The organism is Campylobacter concisus (assembly GCF_003048905.1).
In the GTDB taxonomy this organism is placed as follows: Bacteria; Campylobacterota; Campylobacteria; order Campylobacterales; family Campylobacteraceae; genus Campylobacter_A; species Campylobacter_A concisus_V.
Genome location: NZ_PIRO01000003.1, coordinates 122,316 through 143,241 on the forward strand (window position 1 = coordinate 122,316; position 20,926 = coordinate 143,241).

Genomic DNA, 20,926 nt, shown 5'->3' on the forward strand with positions numbered 1-20,926 from the left:
AATAATGAGAAAAATTTTGTTGCTTTTTTGCCTAGTAATGGGTCTTTTTGCGCTTCAAAACGATAAAGATATGTTAAATGGAGAGCTAAAAAATGGGTTAAAATACTATATCAAAGAGAATAAATTTCCACAAAAAACAGCTATTTTTTATCTTGTTATAAATTCTGGTTCAACTGATGAAAAAGATGGCGAGCAAGGTCTTGCTCACTTTTTGGAGCACATGGCATTTAATGGCAGCCGCGACTTTAGCAAAAATGAGCTCATTAAACAGCTTGAGAGCCTTGGTGTGAAATTTGGAGCCGATCTAAACGCGCAGACGAGCTACGATCAGACGAGCTATGTCTTAACGATTAATGTAAATGAGAAAAATTTACAAGATACGTTTAAGGTCTTTTCGAATTGGATAGATGGCGTTAAAATCGATCCTAAGGAGCTTAATAAGGAGCGTGGCGTCATAATGGAAGAAGAGCGCCAGAGAAATACGCCAGGATATAGGCTTTATTTGGCTCAAACAAAGGATATTTTTAAGGGCAGTATCTATCTAAAAAGAGTGCCAATAGGCGACATGAACGTCATCAAAAGCGTAGATGCTAAGCATATGCAAGAATTTTACGAGAGGCTTTATCAGCCAAGATTTATGAGCTTTGTAGCCGTTGGCGACTTTGATAAAAATGAGATAAAAAGCTTAATCGAAAAAAGCTTTAGCCAAGCAAAAAATACAAATTCTTACATTCATCCAGAAAAAAATATCAGCTTTAAAAGTGGTTTAAATATTTTTAACTATGACTCGAATGAAACTGGAATGGAGCTAGTTAGACTTAGCTATTTTGATAAATTTAGCCCAGTTTTAAATGAGGCTGACGCAAAGAGAAATCTAGAAGATGCACTTATCGCAAGCCTAATAAATATGCTTTATGAGCAAAAAAATGCAAATAATTCATCAAATTTAAGCACTGATTTTATAGCTCAAACACTTCAAGCAAAGCAGAAAATTTATAGTTTTGAAACAAATGTACTTGGAGGCGATTTTAACGCAAGTCTTAAAGATATGCTTGGCGTTATAAAAGGCATTAAAGAGTTTGGCTTTAATAAAGAAGATTTCGAAGATGTAAAAAAGGCGTTTGTGGCAAACGTAGATGCAAAATTTAAACGCTCAAAGACTAAAAAATCAAGCGCTTACGCTGGACAAATTTTAAATATGATAGAAAATGGTGGCTTTGTGTTAAGCGACGAAGACGACAAAGAGCTTAGTTTAAAGCTATTAAACGAGATTACATTAGCTGACGTGAATGCTAGATTTAGACAAATTTTGGCCATTTCTGATGAGCGTGTAAGAATTTTTAGCAAAGATGGTTATAAGCTTAGCAAAGATGAGTTTTTAAAGCTTTTTGCCAAGGCACCTGCTTATAACACAAGCCTATCTGCTAGCAACAACGATAAGAGCCTAGGCAATGAAAATTTAGAGCCAAAAGAGATAAGCTCAAGAAGCTTTGATGAAAAAAATGGAATTTATACCTATAAAATGCAAAATGGCTCGCAAGTTATCTTTAAGCCACTAGCTACTAAAAAAGATAGCGTTTTGTTTGCAGCCGTCAGCAAAGGAGGCACATCAAATTTGGCTGATCCAAAGCTTGGCAGCTTTGCAGTGGCACTCACAAATGAAAGCGGTGTTGGTAAATTTAATAACTATGAGTTATCAAAAATTTTAAATGGCAAGATCGTAAGCTATCAAAAGAATATTGAGGGTCTTACGCAAGGATTTTATGGCTCATCAAGCACAAGCGATCTTAGCTCGCTGCTAGCTGTTATAAATTTAGAATTTAACGCTCCAAAAGCCGATGCAAACGTGCTTGAGAGGATAAAGCAAAGAGCAAAAGATGAGCTAAGCAAAGAGCAAAATTTGCCTGAATATAAATTTAGCACCGAATTTAGCAAGTTTTTTTATGAAAACAATAAACGTGTCGCGCCGCTTGAGATGTCTGATATCGATGCGTTAAAGCTAAATGAGTTAAAAGAGATCATCAAAGATAAATTTACAAACGCAGCCTCATATACTTTTGTAATCATCGGCGATACCGACGAAGAGAGGCTTTTGCCGCTTGTTAAAAAGTATATCGCCACTCTGCCAAAGCTTGGTGAAGCTGAAGAGTTTAAAGATGATGGCGTGCGAAGTATCAAGGGTCAGCACACCTTTAAAAGGGAGTATCAAAGCACAAAAAGAAGCGATGTTGGCATAAATATCATAAATTCTGACGCTAAATATAGCTTTGAAGGAGCGATTAAACTAAGGGCATTAAGTGAAATTTTAAAAACGGCGCTTCGAGAAAAGATCAGAGAAGATAAGGGGCAAACATACGGCTTTAGCCTAAATGCCAAGCTCTCACGCTATTCTTTTGAGCATTCAGATATGCTAATTAGCTTTACTTGCGATCCTGCAAACACGGACAAGATTATCGCTGAGATAAAGCAGATAATAGCTAGTATAAAGCGTAGTGGCGCGATCTTGCCAAAGCATTTGGAGGATTTTAAAGCACAGAGTGAAATTTCTATAAAAAAAGATTACGAAAAGCCTGAGTTTTGGCAAAAGCTCATCATCTCAAATAAAATTTTTAACACGCCACTTTATACGGCTGATGAGTACATAGGTGCGGTAAAAGCCATCACAAATGACGATGTCAAAGAGGCAGCTAAACTATATCTTGATGAGGAAAATATGGTGATAAGTATAAATAATCCAAAGTAGAAAATTAAGGGGCAAAGCTGGCTAGCTTTTTAATTTAGCCTGAGTAGAAATTTGGTGAGCCAAGCTGGCTTTATAAATTTAAGCCTAATTAGAAATTTTGGAGCCAAGCCAGCCCCTAGAAATTTAAACATAAAGCCAAAGCTAAGCGAGAATATCCTTTGGCTTTAGTTTGTTTAGCTTTTGCACTAGATCATCAAAGCTAGCTCCATTTTCAACCTCGCGCCTGATAAATTCCTCAAAAAACTCACGTTTTATATCTTTATCGGTGTAGGTCACGCTCTTTTTGGTAACTTGCATAGGCTTAAATTTCTCTTCTTCTATCTCTTCATCGCCATTTTCTCTAACTGGCGTAAGAGCGATATTTTGAAGCACATCGGCGATGCTCTCGCCCTTTTCATAACTTGTTTTTAGAAATTTTAAAAACTCATCTTTGCTATTTTTATCAGCGTAGCTCACACGGTGCAACATAGGCTGACCCAAGAATTCTATACGTTTTTTATCCGAGCTTTGCTCGTAATGTAAAGCCCCGTCTTTAAAAGAAATTTTTACATTTGCATGCTCGCCAAGTATCCTTTCGGCGGTAAATTCCAGCCATTTATCTTTAAACTCATCGATACTTAGATCAGAGTCTAGTAAATTTGTAGCCTCACGGCTTAGATAAAGAGCACCAAAAGCATTGTTAGTTATTTTGTTATTTACATTCATTTTGTGATTTTTGATGAACTCATCTACGCTAAAGCCGTTTTTCTCGCTAGTTAGAATGTAGCTTGCTCGCCAAAGCTTCGTGCTATCAACGAAATTTTTAAGGCTAGAGATTTCATCTTTGCTCGCTCCGCTATCAAGGCCATTTATCTTGCCCCAGATAGAAATTTTATCATTTGATGAGTAGCCAGAGAGCGGTAGATGCTTGATATCTGCAGTTGTGGTGAGAATTTCTGCTTTATTTAAATTTGCGTTTGTGGCTTGGCGCTTACTAAAAGCGTCTTGATAGCTAAAGCTTTGGTTAAATCCATTTAGTGCGTTTATCATGTCAAATCCTTTAACACTATATCGGCAAATGGATTTAAATTTTAAGTGGAATTATTTTTTATTGCGGTATTTTTCAAAAATGGCGATCATTTGGTATGAGTTTTGCGCGATTTTAAATTTATTTGGATTTTTGCCAAGTAGCTCTTCTCTTAAAGAGTCGATAAATTCTCTATCTTTTTTGCAAGCCTCAAAGCTCACTCGCCCCCTAAGTACGGCCATAAATATAATATCAGCAGTCGCATTTATCATCTCAAGCATTTTTTCTTCGCTCATTTTTTGTGGATTTTGCCCTTTTTAAAGCAAATATTATTCCTTTACGCTTACAAAATTTACTATTTTCACCTCTTGGCTCTCTTTGCAAGCCTCCAGCGCAGCTGCATTTTTCACCATATGAGCGCTTTTCATATGCTCTTTTTGGCTTGCAAGATCTTCCCAGATCTCCATAAAACAGTATTCGTTTTCACCGCCCACAACTGCGCCGCACTCGTAGCTTATGCAGCCTTTATCTTTTCTTGAAGCTGGCACTATCTCTTTTAAAATTTCTTCAAATTTCGCTTCACATCCAGCTTTTAACTTTACATTTACATAAAATCCAATCATCTGCCCATCCTTTAAAAATTTTTGGCTAAAATAGCGCAATTTAGACGCAAGTTTGCGTATTACATTACAAGGCCTTTAAACGATGAAATGATACAAAACCCTAAATTTATAATTTCTAAAACCAACTAAAAACAATAAATTTAACCAAAATCGGAGAAAGAATGAAAAGACGAGACTTTTTAAGATTAAGCGCATTAGGCGCGGTTAGCCTTCAAGCAAACGAGCTTGGCAGCGCAGAGCAAGCGTTATTTGACAAGAAAAGCGGACTAAGTGCAAATAAATTTGGCGCATTTTATGTAAGAACTATCGCAGGGCGCGTGGTTGAGACCGTGCCATTTGAGGGCGATGCTTATCCAAACGAGCTAAATAACGCAGTCATTGACTACATCCAAAACGAGAGCAGAGTAAAATATCCATTTGTTAGAAAGAGCTTTTTAGCCAATCCAAACAACCCAAAGCCAGAGCTTCGTGGTAAAGAGGAATTTGTACGTGTGAGCTGGGACGAGGCTATAAAGCTAAGTGCAAAAATTTTAAAAGAAAATTTTGATAAATACGGTGCTGAAGCGATCTACGGACAGGTTTATCAGTGGGGTAGCCTCGGCAAAGTAGGCCACAGCCAAAAGACTGCAAAAAGGCTACTTAACGTGCTTGGTGGCTACGTAAATGAGCTAGGTGGCTACTCATACGGCGCAGCGACTGTCATCATGCCTCACGTCACTGGCTTCGTCGATCCTGTGCTAGTGCCAACAAAGTGGGAGGCGATCTTAAAAAACGCTAAAACGATCGTGTTTTGGGGCACAAACCCAGTCGTTTCAAATAAAATCGCCATTGGCGTGCCGCTTCATAACTCATATAAATACTATGACGAGATCAGAAAAAAAGGTGAGAGCGGTGAGATGAAAATTTATAGTGTTGACGTTTATCACAACGATAGCGCAAAATACTTCAACTCAAAATACCTTGAAGTCGTTCCTTGCACCGATACAGCGATGATGATAGGTATGTGTAACTACCTTTATGAAAAAGGGCTTTACAGCAAAGAATTTATAGAAAAGTACACCGTTGGCTTTGATAAATTTAAAGAGTACATGCTTGGCACAAAAGACGGATTCAATAAAAACCTAGCTTGGGCAAGCAAAATTTGTGGCGTTAGCGAGCAAGATCTTGCTAAATTTAGCGAAGATCTAGCTAAAAATGACTCAGTGATAATTAGTGGCTACGCCATTCAAAGACAAGATCACGGTGAGATGGCGTACTGGGTGCTTGTGACACTAAATGCGATGCTTGGACACATCGGTAAAGAGGGTTGTGGCTTTGTCACAAATGACGGTATGCACAAAAACGCTGATGAGAGCTATATAGCGCCTAAACTAGCGGCTTTTGAGACGAAGGTGCCACAAAAATTTATTGATAGCGGGCTGGTGCCAAAGACAAAGGGCTACGAAATGCCAAACTCAAGGCTCATAGACGCGCTTCTAAGCCCAGGCAAGGAGATAACAAGAAACGGTAAGAGCTATAAACTGCCAAAGATTAGAGTGATGTTTAATGCAAATGGCTCGACTTTCACAAGGCATCCTGACGCAAATAGAGCGATAAAAGCTATGCGAAATGTCAATGCTATCATCACTTGCGAGCCATTTTGGACAAGTACAGCTAAATTTAGCGACATCGTCCTGCCAGCTGCACTTGAATATGAGAGAACGGACATCGAGATGGCAAATTCAACTAGCGAGTATCTATTTGCGATGAAGCCACTTGTTAAGCCATTTGGTGAGAGTAAGAGTGACTTCGAGATCGCAAGGCTGATCGCCAAAGAGTGGGGCAGGGAAGAGGCATTTAGCGAGGGTAAAAGCGAGCCAGTGCTTATAAACCCAAAAACAGCCGAGGCTAGAGGGATAAAAATGGGCGACATGGTGAAAATTTACAACGACAGGGGTGAAATTTTGTGCGGTGCCTTTGTGACCGAGGATGTGCCACAAAACGTCGTCATCGTGAGCGAGGGCGCTTGGTACGACCCAGAGTTGCTAGGCGAGAAGAGCCTTTGCTTGCACGGAAATTTAAACGTGCTCACAAAAGACGTGCCATCAAGCAAGATGAGCCAGAGCAACACCGCTCACACAAGCCTTGTGGATGTCGAGAAATTTAAAGGCGTGCCAAAGCGTGTCAGGGCATTTGACGCACCAAAGATCGGTGTAATGCACGCATAAAATAAAAGCTATCCTTAAATGGATAGCTTCTAAGCTTTAAAAAATTTATTTATCTTAATAGCAATGAATTTTCACAAAGCTCTTCGATCTTTGAAATTTGCTCTTTAACTCTTGCTTTTAAGCCATCAAGCATTGCTATTTTTAAAGTATAAATTTCATTAAAATCGCTCTTTATATCAAGCAAAATTTTATTTAAAAACGAGCTATTTGAGCACATTAAAGCTTCAAACTCATAAAGACTAAATGCATCAAGCATACGCTCATAGACGTCTTTTGCACTTGGAATATAAAGTGGTGTATTTATCTGCAGATGCGATTCTAGCGTCTTTTCTATCTTTTGTTTTATAAAATAAACCGCGAGTTTGAGCGCGTTTTCATAGTTTGAGGCTAGCTTTATATCAAGCTTTTCAAAAAACAAAGAGACCTTTTGTGTGGCCTTAAATTTAGCCGTTTCATACTCTCTTAAAAAATTTTCATATGTCCGTCCGGCATAGGTATTTATGGATTTTGTTTCGTAAGCCAAGGCTTGATCATCAAAGCTAGCGTAATTTTCATAGCGAGATTTGTATATTAAAAATTTATCCTCTAAATTTTTATAAAGCTCATTAAATGCTGAGGTTATTGCATTTTCTAGCTCTTTTAGATCTTTTTTGTAGCGTTTAAAAAATTTATTAAAAACCACATCTTCGTAGATAAGTTTTGAAAAGACTTCGTCGCTATCAAGACTTATTACCTCAAAATTTTCACGCTTATAAATTTCTTTGTTTAAAAGCGTCTTTGAAGCGTTAAATTTTGTCTTTGAAAATGGCTTAAGTAGCTTAAATACTTCATCGGCGGCAAGTTTTATAACTTCACTCATTTGACTATAACTTAAAGCGATCTTTGGCTTAAACTCCTCTTTTATCGCCTCCAGCCTCTCATCTAATGAGCCACTAAATTCATCTAAAATCAACTGCGCATTATCATAAATTTCTAGATGTTTTTCTTGCTCGTTGGTTAGGAGTTTTACGATCTTTTTTGCCCTTACTTTTATGAAATTTTCTTTAAAGCTCTTGTCTAAAAAGCACTCTTTAATAGCCTTTAGAGCTTCATTAAAATTTGAAGCTTCAAGTAGGTCTTTGTCATTATTTGTAATGCTAAGAAGAGCTTGCTTTGATGAGATAGCGATGATATCCTCAAAAAGCTCGCCATAAGTTTGCCTAGCGTGCTTTAGCAAACTTTCAAGCTCCTCCTCACTTAGTTTGTCTTTTTGGTTGATTAGGCAGATCGCTTTTAGATCATTGGCTTTTAAAATTTCTTTGATACTTTCAAGCTCACTTGCCTTTGCGGCGTTGTTTGCAAGGCTTAGCCATATAGCGCCACTAACCTTTTTTAGCGTATTTTTTGTCTCTTTTGTGTCAGCATCTCTTAGCGAGTTTAGGCCAGGAGTGTCGATGAAATTTATCTCTTTTAAAATCTCACTTGGCGCATAAAGCGTCATACCAGAAACTTGCTCGCCTAGCTTATTTAGCTCGGCTAGATCGCTACTTGCTAGTAGGCTCTCGTTACCATTTATAAATTTCACGCTTAGAAGTGGCATCTTTGCAAATTTTAGTCTCACAGCCTTTGCGGTGACTGGAGTTAGTCCTGATGGCAAGATATCTTGACCAAGCAGTGCGTTTAAAAATGTTGATTTTCCACTTGAAAATTGACCGATAACAGCTATCAGTGGTGGCTCATTTAGAGTATCTATTAGTAAATTTAAGCTCTCTTTTATTTGTTCGCTTATATGCAAGCTAGGATCGTTTAGATCATTTACAAACCTAGCTAGCTCGCCCTTAAAATCATTTGTAAAGACCTTAAAATATCTCGCTTTGTAGGCATTTATAAACTCATTAAACATTTTTAATATCCTCTAAAAGTGAGTAAATTTCATCTTGCAAGGAGGTCTTTTGTTTAAGCTTTGAAATTGAGCTTTGATTTTGTAAATTTAGCTCATTAAGTTTTTCATTAAGGACTAAAAGTCTTTGATTTAGAGTCTCTTTTTGGCTCATCTCATAAGCCTTTACTCGCTCTTTTAGTAGCTTTTTTTCGTGTTCTGCCAACGTCTCACAAAACTGCGATATGCTTTTATTGTTAAGTAAATTTTGTCTTAAACTTAAAAGTGCCTCATCTGGCTCATTTTTACTTAAAATTTTAGCTTCAAGTTCATCTAAAAGCTCACCAAAATCAAGCTCCACGCCCATTTGCTTTAAAAAGTCATTTATACTAAAAATTTTATTTTCACTCACCTTAAAGCCATCAAAGCTTAAAGCGATATTTTGCTCGCACGACTTTATCTGAACTAAAGTTTCATTTCTGGCCTCTCTCATAAGTGCCGCAACTCCGTCACAAAGTGTAGTTTTTGCTATTTGTGTAAGACGCTTTAGATTTAAATTTTCTCTTTTATTTTTGCAGTAAGCGATCTCACTCTTAATCTTTTCGTTTAGATTTTGTAGTAGTGCTTCAAGCCCCATTTTATAGATATCTTTTGCATTTTTATCATCGAGTTTTTTTAGCTCGCTTTCTAAAAGCCTTTCAAGTTTTGTGAAATTTTCATTAAGAGAATTTTTGATATTTGCTTGCTCGTTTTGCAAAGATTCTAGCTCTAAAGTAAAGGCTTTAAGCTCCAAAATTTCAGCCTTTGTGGCTTCGAGTTTTGTTTTTAAAATATTTTGTAATTCTTTTTGATATGAGCTTAAAATTAGAGCTGATTTTTTAGAGTCTTTGCCAAAAAGCACATCGTAAAGATACTCTTTAAACTCCGGCACGCCACTATTTAAAGTGCCATCAAGATAAGCTTTCGCGCTAAGGGCAAAATAATCTATCTTAATATCATTTATCTGCTCGCCAATCGCCTTTTTTACGTAGTTAAGCGTTTCATTAATATCCTTTGGATTTAACTCGTCAGCGTGAGTTAGCACGATAGCAACTCTTACGATGTGCGAGTTTCCAAGGCATTTTTTCAAAAATAGTGCGTCTTTTTGCGTTGCACTTTGTGAGGCATTCATGAGATGAGCCAAAAGGTCGCACTCTTTCATAAAATTTGTAGTTATTTGCTCTCTTAAAACGATCGCATCATCTATGCCCGGAGTGTCTATAATGCAGACATTATCTCTTAAAAGCTCCAAGTCATCATAAAGCTCAACGCTTTTTACGAGATTTGCTGTTTTTGAGCTTGAAGATGTATAGTTTTTGATCTCATCTAGGCTGATCTCTACGCTACTAGCTGGTAGATTTTTGCTTGAAAGTCCAAGCTTTTCTAGCTCATCTGGGCTATAAAAATTTACCTTTGCATGGCTATTTGATGCGTGCTTTAAGATGGTTAAATTTATGGTCTCAGGCACATTTGAAGCGCCAAGGACGGATTTATTTAAAAGTGCATTTAAAAGGGTTGATTTGCCAGAGTTTATGACGCCACTTACTGCGATGTTAAAAAGCGTTTCATTTGATCTTTTCTTGGCATTTTTTAAAGCTAGTAAAAATTCTTTATCTTCATCAAGCATGCTTGCTTTTTCATTTATCTCATTTAGAAAATCCAAACTCTTGTGAAAGTGATCTTTTGGTTTTGCATTAGAAATTTCAGCTTTATTTTGATTTGAGTTTTTGCTTATAAATTTTATTAAAAAATCAAATTTTTCATGGCTAATTATCTTTTCATCACATAGCTTTTGTAAGCGGGTTACGAGTTCATCACTTGAAATTTTTGCATCATTTAGTGCTTTTAGCGTAGCTAGCTGGGCACTTTGTATGCTAAAGATATCAAGTCCAACGCCTAGCTTTTTTAAGATATTTCTAAACTCGGCAAGAGCCATAAACTCATCTAAATTTTTCTCATCACAAGATAAAAGAAGCGCCAGTAGATCTGGGTAAAAAGGCACGCTCGCATCGGTATTGGCGTAAATTTTATTTAAATGCCAAGCGTGATTTAAAAACTCGTCCATTAAAGATTCTTTTTTTGAAATTTTTTAGATTTTATTACGTTTTTACTTACGAAGCTATCAAGATTTAGGCGCAAAATTTTATGTTTTTTAAAAAGTTTAATTTAACTCAAGCTTTTTAAAGCTAACTCTTGGATTTATATTTAGCTCGCTATGGCTTACAAACTCGCCTTTTAGGTACTTCTCACGTCCCGCTCTTGCTATCATTAAGGCGTTATCAGAGCAAAACTCAAGTGGAGCTAGCAAAAGCTCGCACTCGTTTTTTTGACAAAGCATCTCAAGCCTTTTTCGTAAATTTAGATTTGCACTTGCACCGCCAACTACGCCAAAACGCTTAAAATTTCTTAAACAAAAGATCTTTTCAAGCTTGTTTAAAATGTGCTCACAGGCAGTATTTTCAAAGGCATAGCAGATGTCAGTGATATCTTTTTTAGTGATATTTTCTAGCTTAGAAATTTCAACTCTGACTTGGTTTTTAAGCCCTGAAAAACTATACTCAAGGCGCTTGTCGTGAAGAAGTGGAATGGTAAATTTAAACCTCTCTTTATCCTCACATAAAAGTGCATTTTGCTGAACTACGGCACCGCCTGGATAGCCAAGATCAAGCATTTTGGCAACCTTGTCAAAACTCTCACCAAAGCTATCATCGCTAGTGCTTGCAAGCTCAGTGATTTCACCATTTTCGCTTACTTCTAAGATCATCGTATGCCCGCCACTAACTAACAGGACGCCAAGTGGAAAGGTGGCTTCACGATCTAAAAATAGTGAGTAGATGTGACCAACTAGGTGATTTACAGCGATTAGTGGGATATTTAGAGCCACGCTTAATGCTTTTGCCATGCTGACACCGCCTATTAGGCTCACACTTAACCCTGGCTTATTTGTTGCAGCGATCGCTTTTATTTCTTTAAAATTTGGCAAGATATCCTCTAAAAGTGCTGGCAGTGCCTTTGTATGAAGCCTAGCTGCAAGCTCAGGAACCACGCCACCAAAGATAGCGTGCTCCTCCTCTTGAGAAATTTTTTTATAATAAATTTTCTCTAAAGTGCGTTCATCTATGAGTGCAACCGAGCTATCATCGCAGCTACTTTCGATGCCAAGTATCATTTAAACTCCGCTAAGATCATGCCAGCAAATTTCTCTTTGCCATCTTCGTTTTTATAAAACTCGACTCGGTAAATTTTGCTGTCTTTATCGATGCTGTAGCTTTTATTTAGGCTATTTTTAGTCACTTCTTGCTCGCTCTCATCTATACTTTTTGTGCCATATCCTATGACATTTACACGCACGTTTTTGAGTGATTTTATTTTAAAGCTCTTTTTCACGCTAAATTTATCGCCACTTTTTAATGCAAGCTCGCTGCCGTCACTTATTAGTAAAATTTCCTCAAGTGGCTTTGTAAACTCAAAATATTGTGGTTTTAATCTAGTAACAAAGCGGTTGCCGTACTGCACTTTGAAGCTACCATTTTCTTTTATGACGGCTATTAGCGGATTTGGTGAGCTATAGTTTAACTCACCTTTTTTAAGTGGGACAAAATTTATTAAAGGTTTTAGATTTTTAAGACTTATCGCGTATGAATTTTCAAGCTCGAGTCTGATCTCTTTTTCGATCGCCTTTTTTACGCTTTTAACATCAAGATTAAACGGCCTAGTAAAGCTAATGCCAGCCTTTTTCATATATTCTTCAATAGCGATTAGATGGTAATAAGTCCTTTGCTCAGCGTTTAAATTTTTACTAGCTTCGTTTGCAAAGGCTGATTTATTTTGCGTGATAGCATAGTAAGTTAGGCTTTTTAGCATCTCTTTATCACCCATCGCAGTGTGCGTGTTTTTGATGTGATACTGGTGTTTTTGATCTATTAGATGCTTGTTTAGCACGTCTTTTACGCTTGAAGCAATGTTTTCAAGCTCTGGGTATTTTGAACCAGGAAGTGTGCTTTGATCAATGATGCAAGTATTGCCCCATTTATCTGGATTTTCATCTTTGTTTATAAATTTATCTCTGTAATATCCGCTTCCATCGTGTAAATTTAAGATGAGTGTGACGTTTTTATCGGTGATGACATCTTTTATCTTCATTACTGAGTTGTAATCAGGATCGTTTTTATCAACATGGGCAAATTTTCTATTCATATCGCCTTTTGTGCCACGACTTCGCTCGATTATGCTTGGGAAATTTAAATTTGGCACAACCCAAAGCGAACCTTTTGTGATGTTATAGTCAGTTGCCACGATAGAGGCTGCCAAAAAGCCACCCGGCTCATCGCCTTGAATGCCACCGATTAACAACATCGTGTTTTCGCTTGGTTCACCTTTTTTGATGAGCGCATAGTCTAAAGTATTAGCTAAACTAGCAGTGGTAAAGGTTAGTAAAAAAAGTAAAAATTTACGCATTAATATCCTTCGTAATGCTTTGTCTTTGGTAAAAGCAAATTTAAAACTATGCCAGTAACCGCGCCAAGCCCTATACCTGAAAATTTAACCGCTCCAAGGTCAAGCACCATGCCGCCTATGGCAAAGATAAAGATGAGAGCTACGATTATCATATTTCTAGGGTCTGCAAGATCGACTTTATTTTTTATAAGTGTCTCCATACCAACGCTTGCGATGATGCCAAAAAGTAGCAGCATGATGCCACCGATGACTGGGGCTGGGATAGTTGAAAGCACCGCTCCTAGCTTGCCAACAAAGGCTAGCACGATGGCAGTGATCGCTGCAAAGGTCATGATCGCTGGATTATAAGCTTTTGTAAGGCTAACTGCGCCTGTGACCTCTGAGTATGTAGTATTTGGCGGGCCACCAAAAAAAGCAGCAAGTGAAGTGGCAAGACCATCTCCAAGGAGTGTGTTTTTAAGGCCTGGATTTTTTAGAAAATCCTCTTTTGTGACATTTGAGATAGCAAGCATATCGCCTATGTGCTCGATCGCTGGAGCGATAGCGATAGGTATCATATAAATGATCGCTTCAAACTCAAATTTTGGTGTGGTGAAATTTGGCATTCTAAACCAAGGTGCATTAAAGATAGGGGTAAAATCAACCATGCCAAAGCAGTAAGCTACGATGTATCCGGTGATAATACCAAGTAAAATAGGTATAAGCCTAAACATGCCACGCCCAAGCATCATTACCAAAATAGTAGCCACTAGCGAAATGCCAGCAACTATCATCGCCTCATTTTGAGTATAAATTCCAGTGGCTGATGTTGCCATTTTGACGGCATTTGGAGCAAGGATAAGGCCTATTGTCATGATGACCGGCCCAACGACAACTGGAGGCAAAATTTTATGCAAAATTTTCTCTCCACCAAAGCGGACCACAAGACTTAAAGCAACATAGAAAAATCCAGCAAATATAACGCCTCCCATCGTCACGGCTATGCCCCATTTTTCGATACCGTACTGAAGTGGCGCGATAAAAGCAAAGGAGCTTGCTAAAAAAATAGGCGGGACGTTTTTTCTAGTTATTAGCTGAAAAAGTAGCGTGCCAAGACCAGCCGTAAAGAGAGCTACATTTGCATCTAGTCCCGTAAGTATCGGCACTAATACCAGTGCACCAAAGGCGACAAATAAAAACTGAACGCCGATTAAGCTTTGCTTTGGATCAAATTTATAACCCTCATACCTTTGCATTTAACATCCTTTTTGCGTAATTTCTAACTTCTTTATCAACTTCAAAAATTTCATCTTGACTATCGATCTTTAAATTTCTAAATTTTTTCATTGAGCCTAAAATCAGCCTTGAGATATCCAAAAACGAACATTTTTTCTCTAAAAAGCTAAATACTCCAATCTCATTTGCAGCATTTATCACTACACCTAGATCGGGGTTTGCTAGTATTTCATCTTTTAGCGAAAAAATGGGATATTTTTTAAGGCTGATTTTACGAAATTTTATATTTTTTAGATCAAGTAAATTTGCGTGTGAGACAATATTTTCACTGACATTTTCAAACATAGCATGAGCGATAGCTAGCTTCATATCAGGTCGCGAGAGGTGCATCGTGCTTGAGCCATCTATAAATTCAACTACGGCGTGTATCGCAGAAGTTGGCTCTATCACAGCCTCGATCTCCTTGATGCCATAAAGCCAATAAGCCTCCATTACTTCAAAAAGCTTATTTGCCATCGTCGCACTATCAATCGTGATCTTTGCGCCCATATCCCAGTTTGGGTGTTTTAGTGCGTCACTTGGCGTGGCGTCTTTTAGAAATTTGATCGGCTTTTTATAAAATGCGCCGCCACTTGCTGTGATGATGAGTCTTTTTGGTGCAGTTTTGTTTTCAAGTAGAAATTTAAGCCCAAAATGCTCGCTATCTATTGGTAAAATTTCTCTAGTTTTTAGAAATTTGCCGCCAACAACAAGACTCTCTTTGTTTGCAAGCGCAAGTCTTTTTCCAAGAGTCTGTGTCTTTAGACTAGGGGCAAGGCCGGCAAAGCCTACAAGGGCGTTTATCACCTTTTTTGAGCTTGAAATTTCAAGCATTTCTAGCAGTCCAGCCTCACCAAAAAAGATATTTTTAGCTTCTATATTTTTTACATTTTTAGCCAGCTTTTCATCGCCTACGCAGATAAATTTTGGTTTAAATTTTAAAATTTGCTCATTTAGTAAATCTACATTTTTAGCGCAGCTTAACGCCTCAACCTCTACGCCAAATTTTTCGCAAAGATTAAGGGCGTTTTTGCCGATTGAGCCAGTTGAGCCAAGTATTACCACGAGAGCGACCAAAGTAGGGCTACTACACCAAATAAATAGCCATCTATCCTATCAAGCATGCCGCCGTGTCCTGGGAAGAGCGAACCACTATCTTTGACGCCGCAAAGTCTTTTTAAGTAACTCTCAAACAGATCTCCCCAAACTGCAAACACGCAGACTAAAAAGCTTGAGAATAAAATTTGGAAAAATCCTTCGGTGACAAAATTTCCAACGATGCAACCAATCACAGTGCCTATTGCTACGCCGCCTGCTGCGCCTTCTATTGTTTTGTTTGGTGAGCTTGGGCTAAGTGGATGTTTGCCAAACATTTTGCCAACAAAAAATGCACCACTATCGCTTGCAACTACGCTTAAAATAAGCCATACAAGATAGCCTACGCCATACTCTGAGTAAAGCATCCACATCATAAAGATCGGCGTAGTCGGATATACAAAAGGTGCGACTAGCTTTAAATTTTCACTTTTTATGTGAGCCAGGATCGAAGCAACTAGCATGATAGCAAGGATCGCTATGAATATTGGATTTGTAAAATATGTAAGCACGTAAAAAGCAAGTGCGGCAAAAACTAGCTGTTTGTGATCGATATTATAAAGCTTGAGCGACTCATTAAATGCAAAATAAAGCACAGCGCCGAGCAAGATAAAATTTAAAATATAATTATCAATAAAAAAAACTACTAAAATAGCAACAAACATCAAAACGCCAGTGATTATGCGAGATTGCATATCCTCTCCTTAAAATCGTTATTTCGCTGTAATTATAACACTTAAATTTTAGACGGCGTTTATAAGAGTAAAATTTGATTTAAAAAGCATTTTAAGCTGGTAAATTTGGACTATTTTGGCGTTAGTAAAGATTTAAATTTATTTTTTAAGCACACAAATAAAGTAAGACTGAAATGATCCCAAGCAGTAGTACTTTATGGCTTAAAATTTTTAAAAATTATTTTCCTCAAAAAAATCGGTATCGATTTTGCAAATTTCATATATTTGGCTTGTCTGAACGCCGACTTTGTATTTTATCATTAGCTCTGCAAGCTTGTCGCCATCTATTAAAACTACGCTAAAATTTTGATTATCTTTGGCGAAATTTTCAGCTTCTTTGGTAAATTTTGCCGTAGTGATAAAGACACCTTTTTTAGTATTTTTATTTGAAATAGCGCCGATAAACTGCTGAATCTCTGGCCTACGGATATTACTGCCGTCTTTGTATCTTTTTGCTTGGATATAAATTTTAGAAAGTCCAAGTTCATCTTCGTCTATGATGCCATCTATTCCGCCGTCTGGGCCTTTGTTCGTAAGATTTCCAGCTCCATAATTCATCTTTTCAAGTAGCTTTGTTACAAGGTATTCAAAAAATCTTGGCTCTTTTTCTAAAATGCTAGATAAAATTTCACTTTTTAGCTCTTCTTTTATCTTGCAAAGCGCTTCATCTATATTGTCATCTGGGGTATTTTCCGTGGCTTCTTTTTTCTCTTGCCTTATCTCTTGTTTGTAAATTTCATCGTACCAAGTGAGAAATTTGCTCTTTTTGTCCTTACTACTTACTAGCTCTTTGCCAAAATTTGTTATAGCAAATAGGCTTCTACCAACTTTTTGAAGCGGCACTTTTTCTGGCCTTGATTTTATTTGAGCTGTTGTAGCCAGATAGGATAAAGCCCAGTCGGTACGATTTATATAAGTTGGAGTTCCTCTTTTTATTTTTTGCAAAAGATCTTCGTCTTTTAGCTTAAAGTACTCAATTATAAATTTAGAAATTTCAGCTCTATTTGCCTCTTTCTTTTGTGCGACAAATTCTAAAATAGGTAGCATCATATCTTTATAGCTTGGTAACATTTTATATCCTTAAATGAAGCAAATTTTTGAAATTATATAAATTTTTTGGCTTAAAAGCTATAATCAAAACATGAGAAGTCTTGGTCTAACAAATTTTCTTTTAGAAAATATTAGCTTGTTTGTAAACACCTTTGCTACGATATTTGCACTAATTTTTTGTTTTGTTTCTGGTGTTGGAATCGTCTTTATATTTATTGCATTTCCACTTGGTTATATAATGGGCGCACTCTTATCAATCCCATTTTTGATATTTTTATTTTTCTTATTTGTATCTATTGATATCTTTTTATGCCTTTTGGCATCTATTTGCAGTCTCTTTTAATAAAATTAGAAGTAAATTTGGGGCTTTTACAGCCCCTTGACTACTTTATAGCAGCCATTTTTCTACGCATATAAGCTATGCGGCTTTGAAGTGGGAGGTGTTTAGGGCAGTTGTCTTCACAGCCTAGCAAAGTCATACAGCCAAATACGCCGTCATCGTCGCCGATAAGCTCATAAAAGTCCTCATCGGTTCGTTTATCAAGCGCGTCGATTTTAAACCTAGCTACGCGGTTAAGTCCAACCGCACCGATGAAATCAGGCCTCATGATAGCCGTACCGCATGCAGCCACGCAGATACCGCACTCGATGCAGCGGTCAAGCTCAAATACCTCTTGAGCCACTTCAGGCTCAACCTTTTCCTCAAGCTTAGAGATATCGGTCTCGTGATCTGTGTGTATCCAGCTCTCCACACGCTTACTCATCGCATTCATCCAGTTGCCAGTGTCTACGCTTAAGTCTTTTAGTAACTTAAAAACTGGCAAAGGCATAAGCTCGATTACTCCGCTTTCAAAATCTTTAGTAAGAGTTCTACAAGCTAATCTTGGCTTACCATTTACAAGCATGCCACAACTTCCACAAATTCCAGCACGACAAACAAAGTCAAAGCTAAGATCTGGATCAAATTTCTCGCGAATCATATTTAACGCGATAAATAATGTCATGCCATCAGTCTCTTCTAGCTCGTAGGTCGCGAAATGTGGTTTTGAAATTTTGCTTAATGGATTATATTTAAATGCTTTTATGGTTATTTTTCTACTCATATCCTATTCCTGCTCTTTCGTTTGGTGCTTTATATTTTGGTTGAAGATCATAGTGCATTAAAGCCTCTTGAATTTCTTGTCTGCTCTTACCTTCAGCTTGCATTTTCTCACGAATTTCATCAACCTCTTTTTGGCGGATGGCACTATCTGGATGCTCAATAATATTACCTTTCGCACCATAGCCTCTAAATGCTGGTGGCATCTCCATTTTCATAATATCAAGTGGCTCATACACGATAGTCGGTAGTGTATCGCCCTCTTTCCAGCTAGTTAGAGTTCTGTTTAGCCAGTTTAGGTCGTCGCGTTTCGGATAGTCTTCGCGGCAGTGCGCTCCGCGGCTCTCGGTGCGATCAAGCGCGCCTTTTGCGATACAAAGGGCTAGTTTTAGCATCTTTGGTACGCGGTAGGCCTCCTCAAGCTCAGGGTTGCCAAATAACGCCTTGTTTGTGACTTTAACGTCTAAAGATTGTTTGTAAAGCTCTTCTAGCTCTTTTACAGCTACGGCTAGACCTTCGCCTGTTCTAAAGATCGCCACGTGCTCCCACATGATGTCTTTCATCTTGTTTTTGATCTCAAATACGTTAAATTTACCCTCTTTTTCGACAAGGCTTTTTAGATAGTCTTCCTCTTTTTTAACGAATTTTTCGATATCTGCGGTATTTATATCTATCTCGTGGCTGCCGCAGTAGTCGGCAAAATAGTCCCCAACTATCATACCGGCTACCACCGTTTCAGAAACGGAGTTGCCGCCTAGGCGGTTAAATCCGTGCATATCCCAGCACGCAGCCTCGCCGGCGCTAAATAGACCCGCTAGCGTAGGACTCTCGCCTGTAGGCTTAGTTTTTATGCCACCCATAGAGTAGTGCTGCATAGGTAGGATCGGCGCCCAGCCTTTACCGCGCTGTCGTCCATTCTCGTCGGTATACACTTCGGTGTCGGCAGGATCGATACCGTTAAAAATTTCGCAAATTTCTTGAACATCGCGTAAGTTTTTCTCGATATGCTCGCGTCCTAGGATCGAGATATCTAGCCAAACGTGATATCCGTATGGGCTAGGTACGCCCTTACCTGCGCGGATATGCTCCATGATGCGGCGGCTTACGACGTCGCGGCTAGCTAGTTCTTTTTTCTCAGGCTCATAATCAGGCATAAAGCGATATCCGTCCACGTCGCGTAAAATTCCGCCGTCGCCGCGGCAACCTTCCGTTAGTAAGATACCGCTTGGAACGATAGGAGTCGGGTGAAACTGAACAGCTTCCATATTTCCTAGCTGAGCTACGCCGGTCTCAAGAGCGATGGCCGCGCCGATACCTTCGCAAACTACGGCGTTTGTAGTGTGTTTATAAACCCTGCCGTAGCCGCCAGTGGCGATTAGCGTACCTTTTGCAACGTATGCCGTGATCTCGCCGTTAACTAGATCGCGAACGATCGCGCCGTAACAGCGGTTGTTTGCGTGGATTAGCGCGATAGCTTCTTTTCTATCGTGAATTTCTACGTTGTGCTTTAGAGCCTCGTTTGCTACGGCAAAAAGCATAGTGTGACCGGTGGCGTCGGCCGTAAAGCATGTTCTCCATTTTTTAGTTCCGCCAAAGTCGCGAGAGTGGATGAGTCCGTGGACCTCTTCTTTTTCTACGATAGTCGTTTTTTGAGCGTTGATGATAGCGCTTCTTTCGCCTTTTGTTATACGAGTCCAAGGCACGCCCCAAGCGGCTAGCTCGCGGATCGCCTTAGGCGCGGTTTGACAAAACATACGTGCAACTTGCTGATCACAGCCCCAGTCGCTACCTTTTACCGTGTCGGCAAAGTGCACATCCTCGTTGTCACCTTCGCTCATTTTTGAATTTCCCAAAGAGGCTTGCATGCCGCCTTGCGCAGCCGCAGAGTGCGAGCGTTTTACAGGTATTAGGCTTAAAACGACGGTGCTTAAGCCCTTTTCTCCAGCAGCCACAGCAGCTCTAAGACCAGCTAGACCACCACCAATTACCAATGCATCATAATATTTTACATTCATCTTCTAGCTCCTTTTTAATGGCTGATCCACACGAAATCGGCGATTAGCGCAATTATAGCAAGTATGCCATAAACGGCAAATACAATTGTTTTTGCCTTATTTCTTTTGACAAACATTTCGTGCTTATTTGCACCATCAATGCTTATCCATTTGACATACAAGCGGTACATACCGATACTAGCGTGAACGACCATAAAAACAAGTAGTGCGAAGTAGAAAATTTCTAGTTGATGAAATGCAGCCGCTGATTTATCTGCAGTAATATGTCCTCCAAAGACTATATCCACTAAGTGTGCGCTGGCTGCAAAAAATAGCGCAAAACCGGTTAAAAACTGAAACCACCAAAGCGTAGTATCAAGGTGCTTCATGCGGTCTTTGTGGCCTCTAAACATTAGATATTGTCTATAGTTTGCTGGAAATTTTCTCATAGCTAAAAATGCATGAGCGATAAAAATGGCAAATATTACCGCGGCAATAACGTTAGTAATCCACCAAGTAGCTTCTCCAAATAAAAATTTAGCTTCCGCAAATCCTACGACAGCGTTAAATGCGTCTTTACCAAGTAGTATAGTAGAAGTAAAAACCATATGGCACAATATAAAACAGGCCAAAATAAACCCTGTAATACTTTGCCATCTATCCCAAGCGGCTGGAGTGCGACTTTTTTTGTCGTCCGACCGTTTTCCCAAAAAACCTTCTATAAGCCCGGTCATGAGCCCTCCTAAGAAATTTGAAATAAATTATC

The 20,926-nt window shown here is 38.6% G+C and carries 16 protein-coding genes; 2 read left to right on the forward strand and 14 right to left on the reverse strand.

Annotation, left to right across the window (positions count from 1 at the left end):
- Positions 1–4 precede the first annotated feature (4 nt).
- Positions 5–2,743 carry a M16 family metallopeptidase gene (locus CVS95_RS07735; RefSeq protein WP_107696179.1) on the forward strand — a complete coding sequence of 913 codons (2,739 nt, stop codon included), beginning with the start codon at positions 5–7 and terminating at the stop codon, positions 2,741–2,743.
- 141 nt (positions 2,744–2,884) lie between these two features.
- On the opposite strand, the gene CVS95_RS07740 is transcribed toward CVS95_RS07735, so the two are convergent.
- Genes CVS95_RS07740 through CVS95_RS07750 form a run of 3 tightly spaced genes read right to left on the reverse strand, consistent with a single transcriptional unit; the run spans position 2,885 to position 4,372 of the window.
- Complete coding sequence (locus CVS95_RS07740) at positions 2,885–3,772, reverse strand: hypothetical protein (RefSeq protein ID WP_107696180.1); 888 nt, start codon at positions 3,770–3,772, stop codon at positions 2,885–2,887.
- 51 nt (positions 3,773–3,823) lie between these two features.
- Positions 3,824–4,045, reverse strand: coding sequence for a hypothetical protein (locus tag CVS95_RS07745; protein ID WP_021091847.1), 222 nt, complete (start codon positions 4,043–4,045; stop codon positions 3,824–3,826).
- Between the two features lie 33 nt (positions 4,046–4,078).
- Positions 4,079–4,372, reverse strand: coding sequence for a putative quinol monooxygenase (locus CVS95_RS07750; RefSeq protein WP_107696181.1), 294 nt, complete (start codon positions 4,370–4,372; stop codon positions 4,079–4,081).
- A 161-nt stretch (positions 4,373–4,533) separates the two neighbouring features.
- Between CVS95_RS07750 and CVS95_RS07755 the strand changes: the two genes are divergently transcribed.
- On the forward strand, positions 4,534–6,579 hold the full coding sequence (locus CVS95_RS07755) for a molybdopterin-dependent oxidoreductase (protein WP_107696182.1): 2,046 nt from the start codon (positions 4,534–4,536) through the stop codon (positions 6,577–6,579).
- Positions 6,580–6,628: 49 nt separating this feature from the next.
- Here the strand turns inward: CVS95_RS07755 and CVS95_RS07760 are convergent, their stop codons facing one another.
- From CVS95_RS07760 to CVS95_RS07815, 11 genes are all read right to left on the reverse strand, one after another.
- The gene (locus CVS95_RS07760; protein ID WP_107696183.1) at positions 6,629–8,461 is read right to left on the reverse strand and encodes a dynamin family protein; all 1,833 of its coding nucleotides are present in this window, start codon (positions 8,459–8,461) and stop codon (positions 6,629–6,631) included.
- Positions 8,454–10,541: a dynamin family protein gene (locus tag CVS95_RS07765; protein ID WP_107696184.1), complete on the reverse strand. Its 2,088-nt coding sequence runs from the start codon at positions 10,539–10,541 to the stop codon at positions 8,454–8,456. Before CVS95_RS07765 ends, CVS95_RS07760 begins: the two co-directional genes overlap by 8 nt.
- 96 nt (positions 10,542–10,637) lie before the next feature.
- Positions 10,638–11,645, reverse strand: coding sequence for a tRNA (adenosine(37)-N6)-threonylcarbamoyltransferase complex transferase subunit TsaD (tsaD, locus tag CVS95_RS07770; protein ID WP_107696185.1), 1,008 nt, complete (start codon positions 11,643–11,645; stop codon positions 10,638–10,640).
- Positions 11,642–12,934, reverse strand: coding sequence for a M99 family carboxypeptidase catalytic domain-containing protein (locus CVS95_RS07775; RefSeq protein WP_107696186.1), 1,293 nt, complete (start codon positions 12,932–12,934; stop codon positions 11,642–11,644). Before CVS95_RS07775 ends, tsaD begins: the two co-directional genes overlap by 4 nt.
- Complete coding sequence (locus tag CVS95_RS07780) at positions 12,934–14,169, reverse strand: uracil-xanthine permease family protein (protein ID WP_107696187.1); 1,236 nt, start codon at positions 14,167–14,169, stop codon at positions 12,934–12,936. Before CVS95_RS07780 ends, CVS95_RS07775 begins: the two co-directional genes overlap by 1 nt.
- Positions 14,156–15,265 (reverse strand): 1-deoxy-D-xylulose-5-phosphate reductoisomerase, encoded by a 1,110-nt coding sequence (dxr, locus tag CVS95_RS07785; protein WP_107696188.1) that lies wholly within the window; start codon positions 15,263–15,265, stop codon positions 14,156–14,158. Before dxr ends, CVS95_RS07780 begins: the two co-directional genes overlap by 14 nt.
- Positions 15,247–15,978: a phosphatidate cytidylyltransferase gene (locus CVS95_RS07790; protein WP_107696189.1), complete on the reverse strand. Its 732-nt coding sequence runs from the start codon at positions 15,976–15,978 to the stop codon at positions 15,247–15,249. The genes dxr and CVS95_RS07790 overlap by 19 nt, the downstream gene beginning before the upstream one ends.
- Before the next feature lie 210 nt (positions 15,979–16,188).
- Positions 16,189–17,088, reverse strand: a complete 900-nt coding sequence (locus CVS95_RS07795; protein WP_107696190.1) for a restriction endonuclease — start codon at positions 17,086–17,088, stop codon at positions 16,189–16,191.
- Between the two features lie 362 nt (positions 17,089–17,450).
- A complete protein-coding gene (locus tag CVS95_RS07805) occupies positions 17,451–18,170 on the reverse strand; it encodes a fumarate reductase iron-sulfur subunit (RefSeq protein ID WP_103604881.1) in 720 nt (239 codons plus the stop codon).
- Positions 18,163–20,181 carry a fumarate reductase flavoprotein subunit gene (locus tag CVS95_RS07810; RefSeq protein ID WP_072595155.1) on the reverse strand — a complete coding sequence of 673 codons (2,019 nt, stop codon included), beginning with the start codon at positions 20,179–20,181 and terminating at the stop codon, positions 18,163–18,165. Before CVS95_RS07810 ends, CVS95_RS07805 begins: the two co-directional genes overlap by 8 nt.
- A 14-nt stretch (positions 20,182–20,195) precedes the next feature.
- Positions 20,196–20,894: a fumarate reductase cytochrome b subunit gene (locus CVS95_RS07815; protein WP_107696192.1), complete on the reverse strand. Its 699-nt coding sequence runs from the start codon at positions 20,892–20,894 to the stop codon at positions 20,196–20,198.
- Between the last annotated feature and the right edge of the window lie 32 nt (positions 20,895–20,926).

Coding starts and splice junctions, on each gene's coding strand:
- CVS95_RS07735 (WP_107696179.1), top strand. CDS start 5: ATGAGAAAAATTTTGTTGCTTTTTTGCCTAGTAATGGGTCTTTTTGCG.
- CVS95_RS07740 (WP_107696180.1), bottom strand. CDS start 3,772: ATGATAAACGCACTAAATGGATTTAACCAAAGCTTTAGCTATCAAGAC.
- CVS95_RS07745 (WP_021091847.1), bottom strand. CDS start 4,045: ATGAGCGAAGAAAAAATGCTTGAGATGATAAATGCGACTGCTGATATT.
- CVS95_RS07750 (WP_107696181.1), bottom strand. CDS start 4,372: ATGATTGGATTTTATGTAAATGTAAAGTTAAAAGCTGGATGTGAAGCG.
- CVS95_RS07755 (WP_107696182.1), top strand. CDS start 4,534: ATGAAAAGACGAGACTTTTTAAGATTAAGCGCATTAGGCGCGGTTAGC.
- CVS95_RS07760 (WP_107696183.1), bottom strand. CDS start 8,461: ATGTTTAATGAGTTTATAAATGCCTACAAAGCGAGATATTTTAAGGTC.
- CVS95_RS07765 (WP_107696184.1), bottom strand. CDS start 10,541: ATGGACGAGTTTTTAAATCACGCTTGGCATTTAAATAAAATTTACGCC.
- tsaD (WP_107696185.1), bottom strand. CDS start 11,645: ATGATACTTGGCATCGAAAGTAGCTGCGATGATAGCTCGGTTGCACTC.
- CVS95_RS07775 (WP_107696186.1), bottom strand. CDS start 12,934: ATGCGTAAATTTTTACTTTTTTTACTAACCTTTACCACTGCTAGTTTA.
- CVS95_RS07780 (WP_107696187.1), bottom strand. CDS start 14,169: ATGCAAAGGTATGAGGGTTATAAATTTGATCCAAAGCAAAGCTTAATC.
- CVS95_RS07790 (WP_107696189.1), bottom strand. CDS start 15,978: ATGCAATCTCGCATAATCACTGGCGTTTTGATGTTTGTTGCTATTTTA.
- CVS95_RS07795 (WP_107696190.1), bottom strand. CDS start 17,088: ATGTTACCAAGCTATAAAGATATGATGCTACCTATTTTAGAATTTGTC.
- CVS95_RS07805 (WP_103604881.1), bottom strand. CDS start 18,170: ATGAGTAGAAAAATAACCATAAAAGCATTTAAATATAATCCATTAAGC.
- CVS95_RS07810 (WP_072595155.1), bottom strand. CDS start 20,181: ATGAATGTAAAATATTATGATGCATTGGTAATTGGTGGTGGTCTAGCT.
- CVS95_RS07815 (WP_107696192.1), bottom strand. CDS start 20,894: ATGACCGGGCTTATAGAAGGTTTTTTGGGAAAACGGTCGGACGACAAA.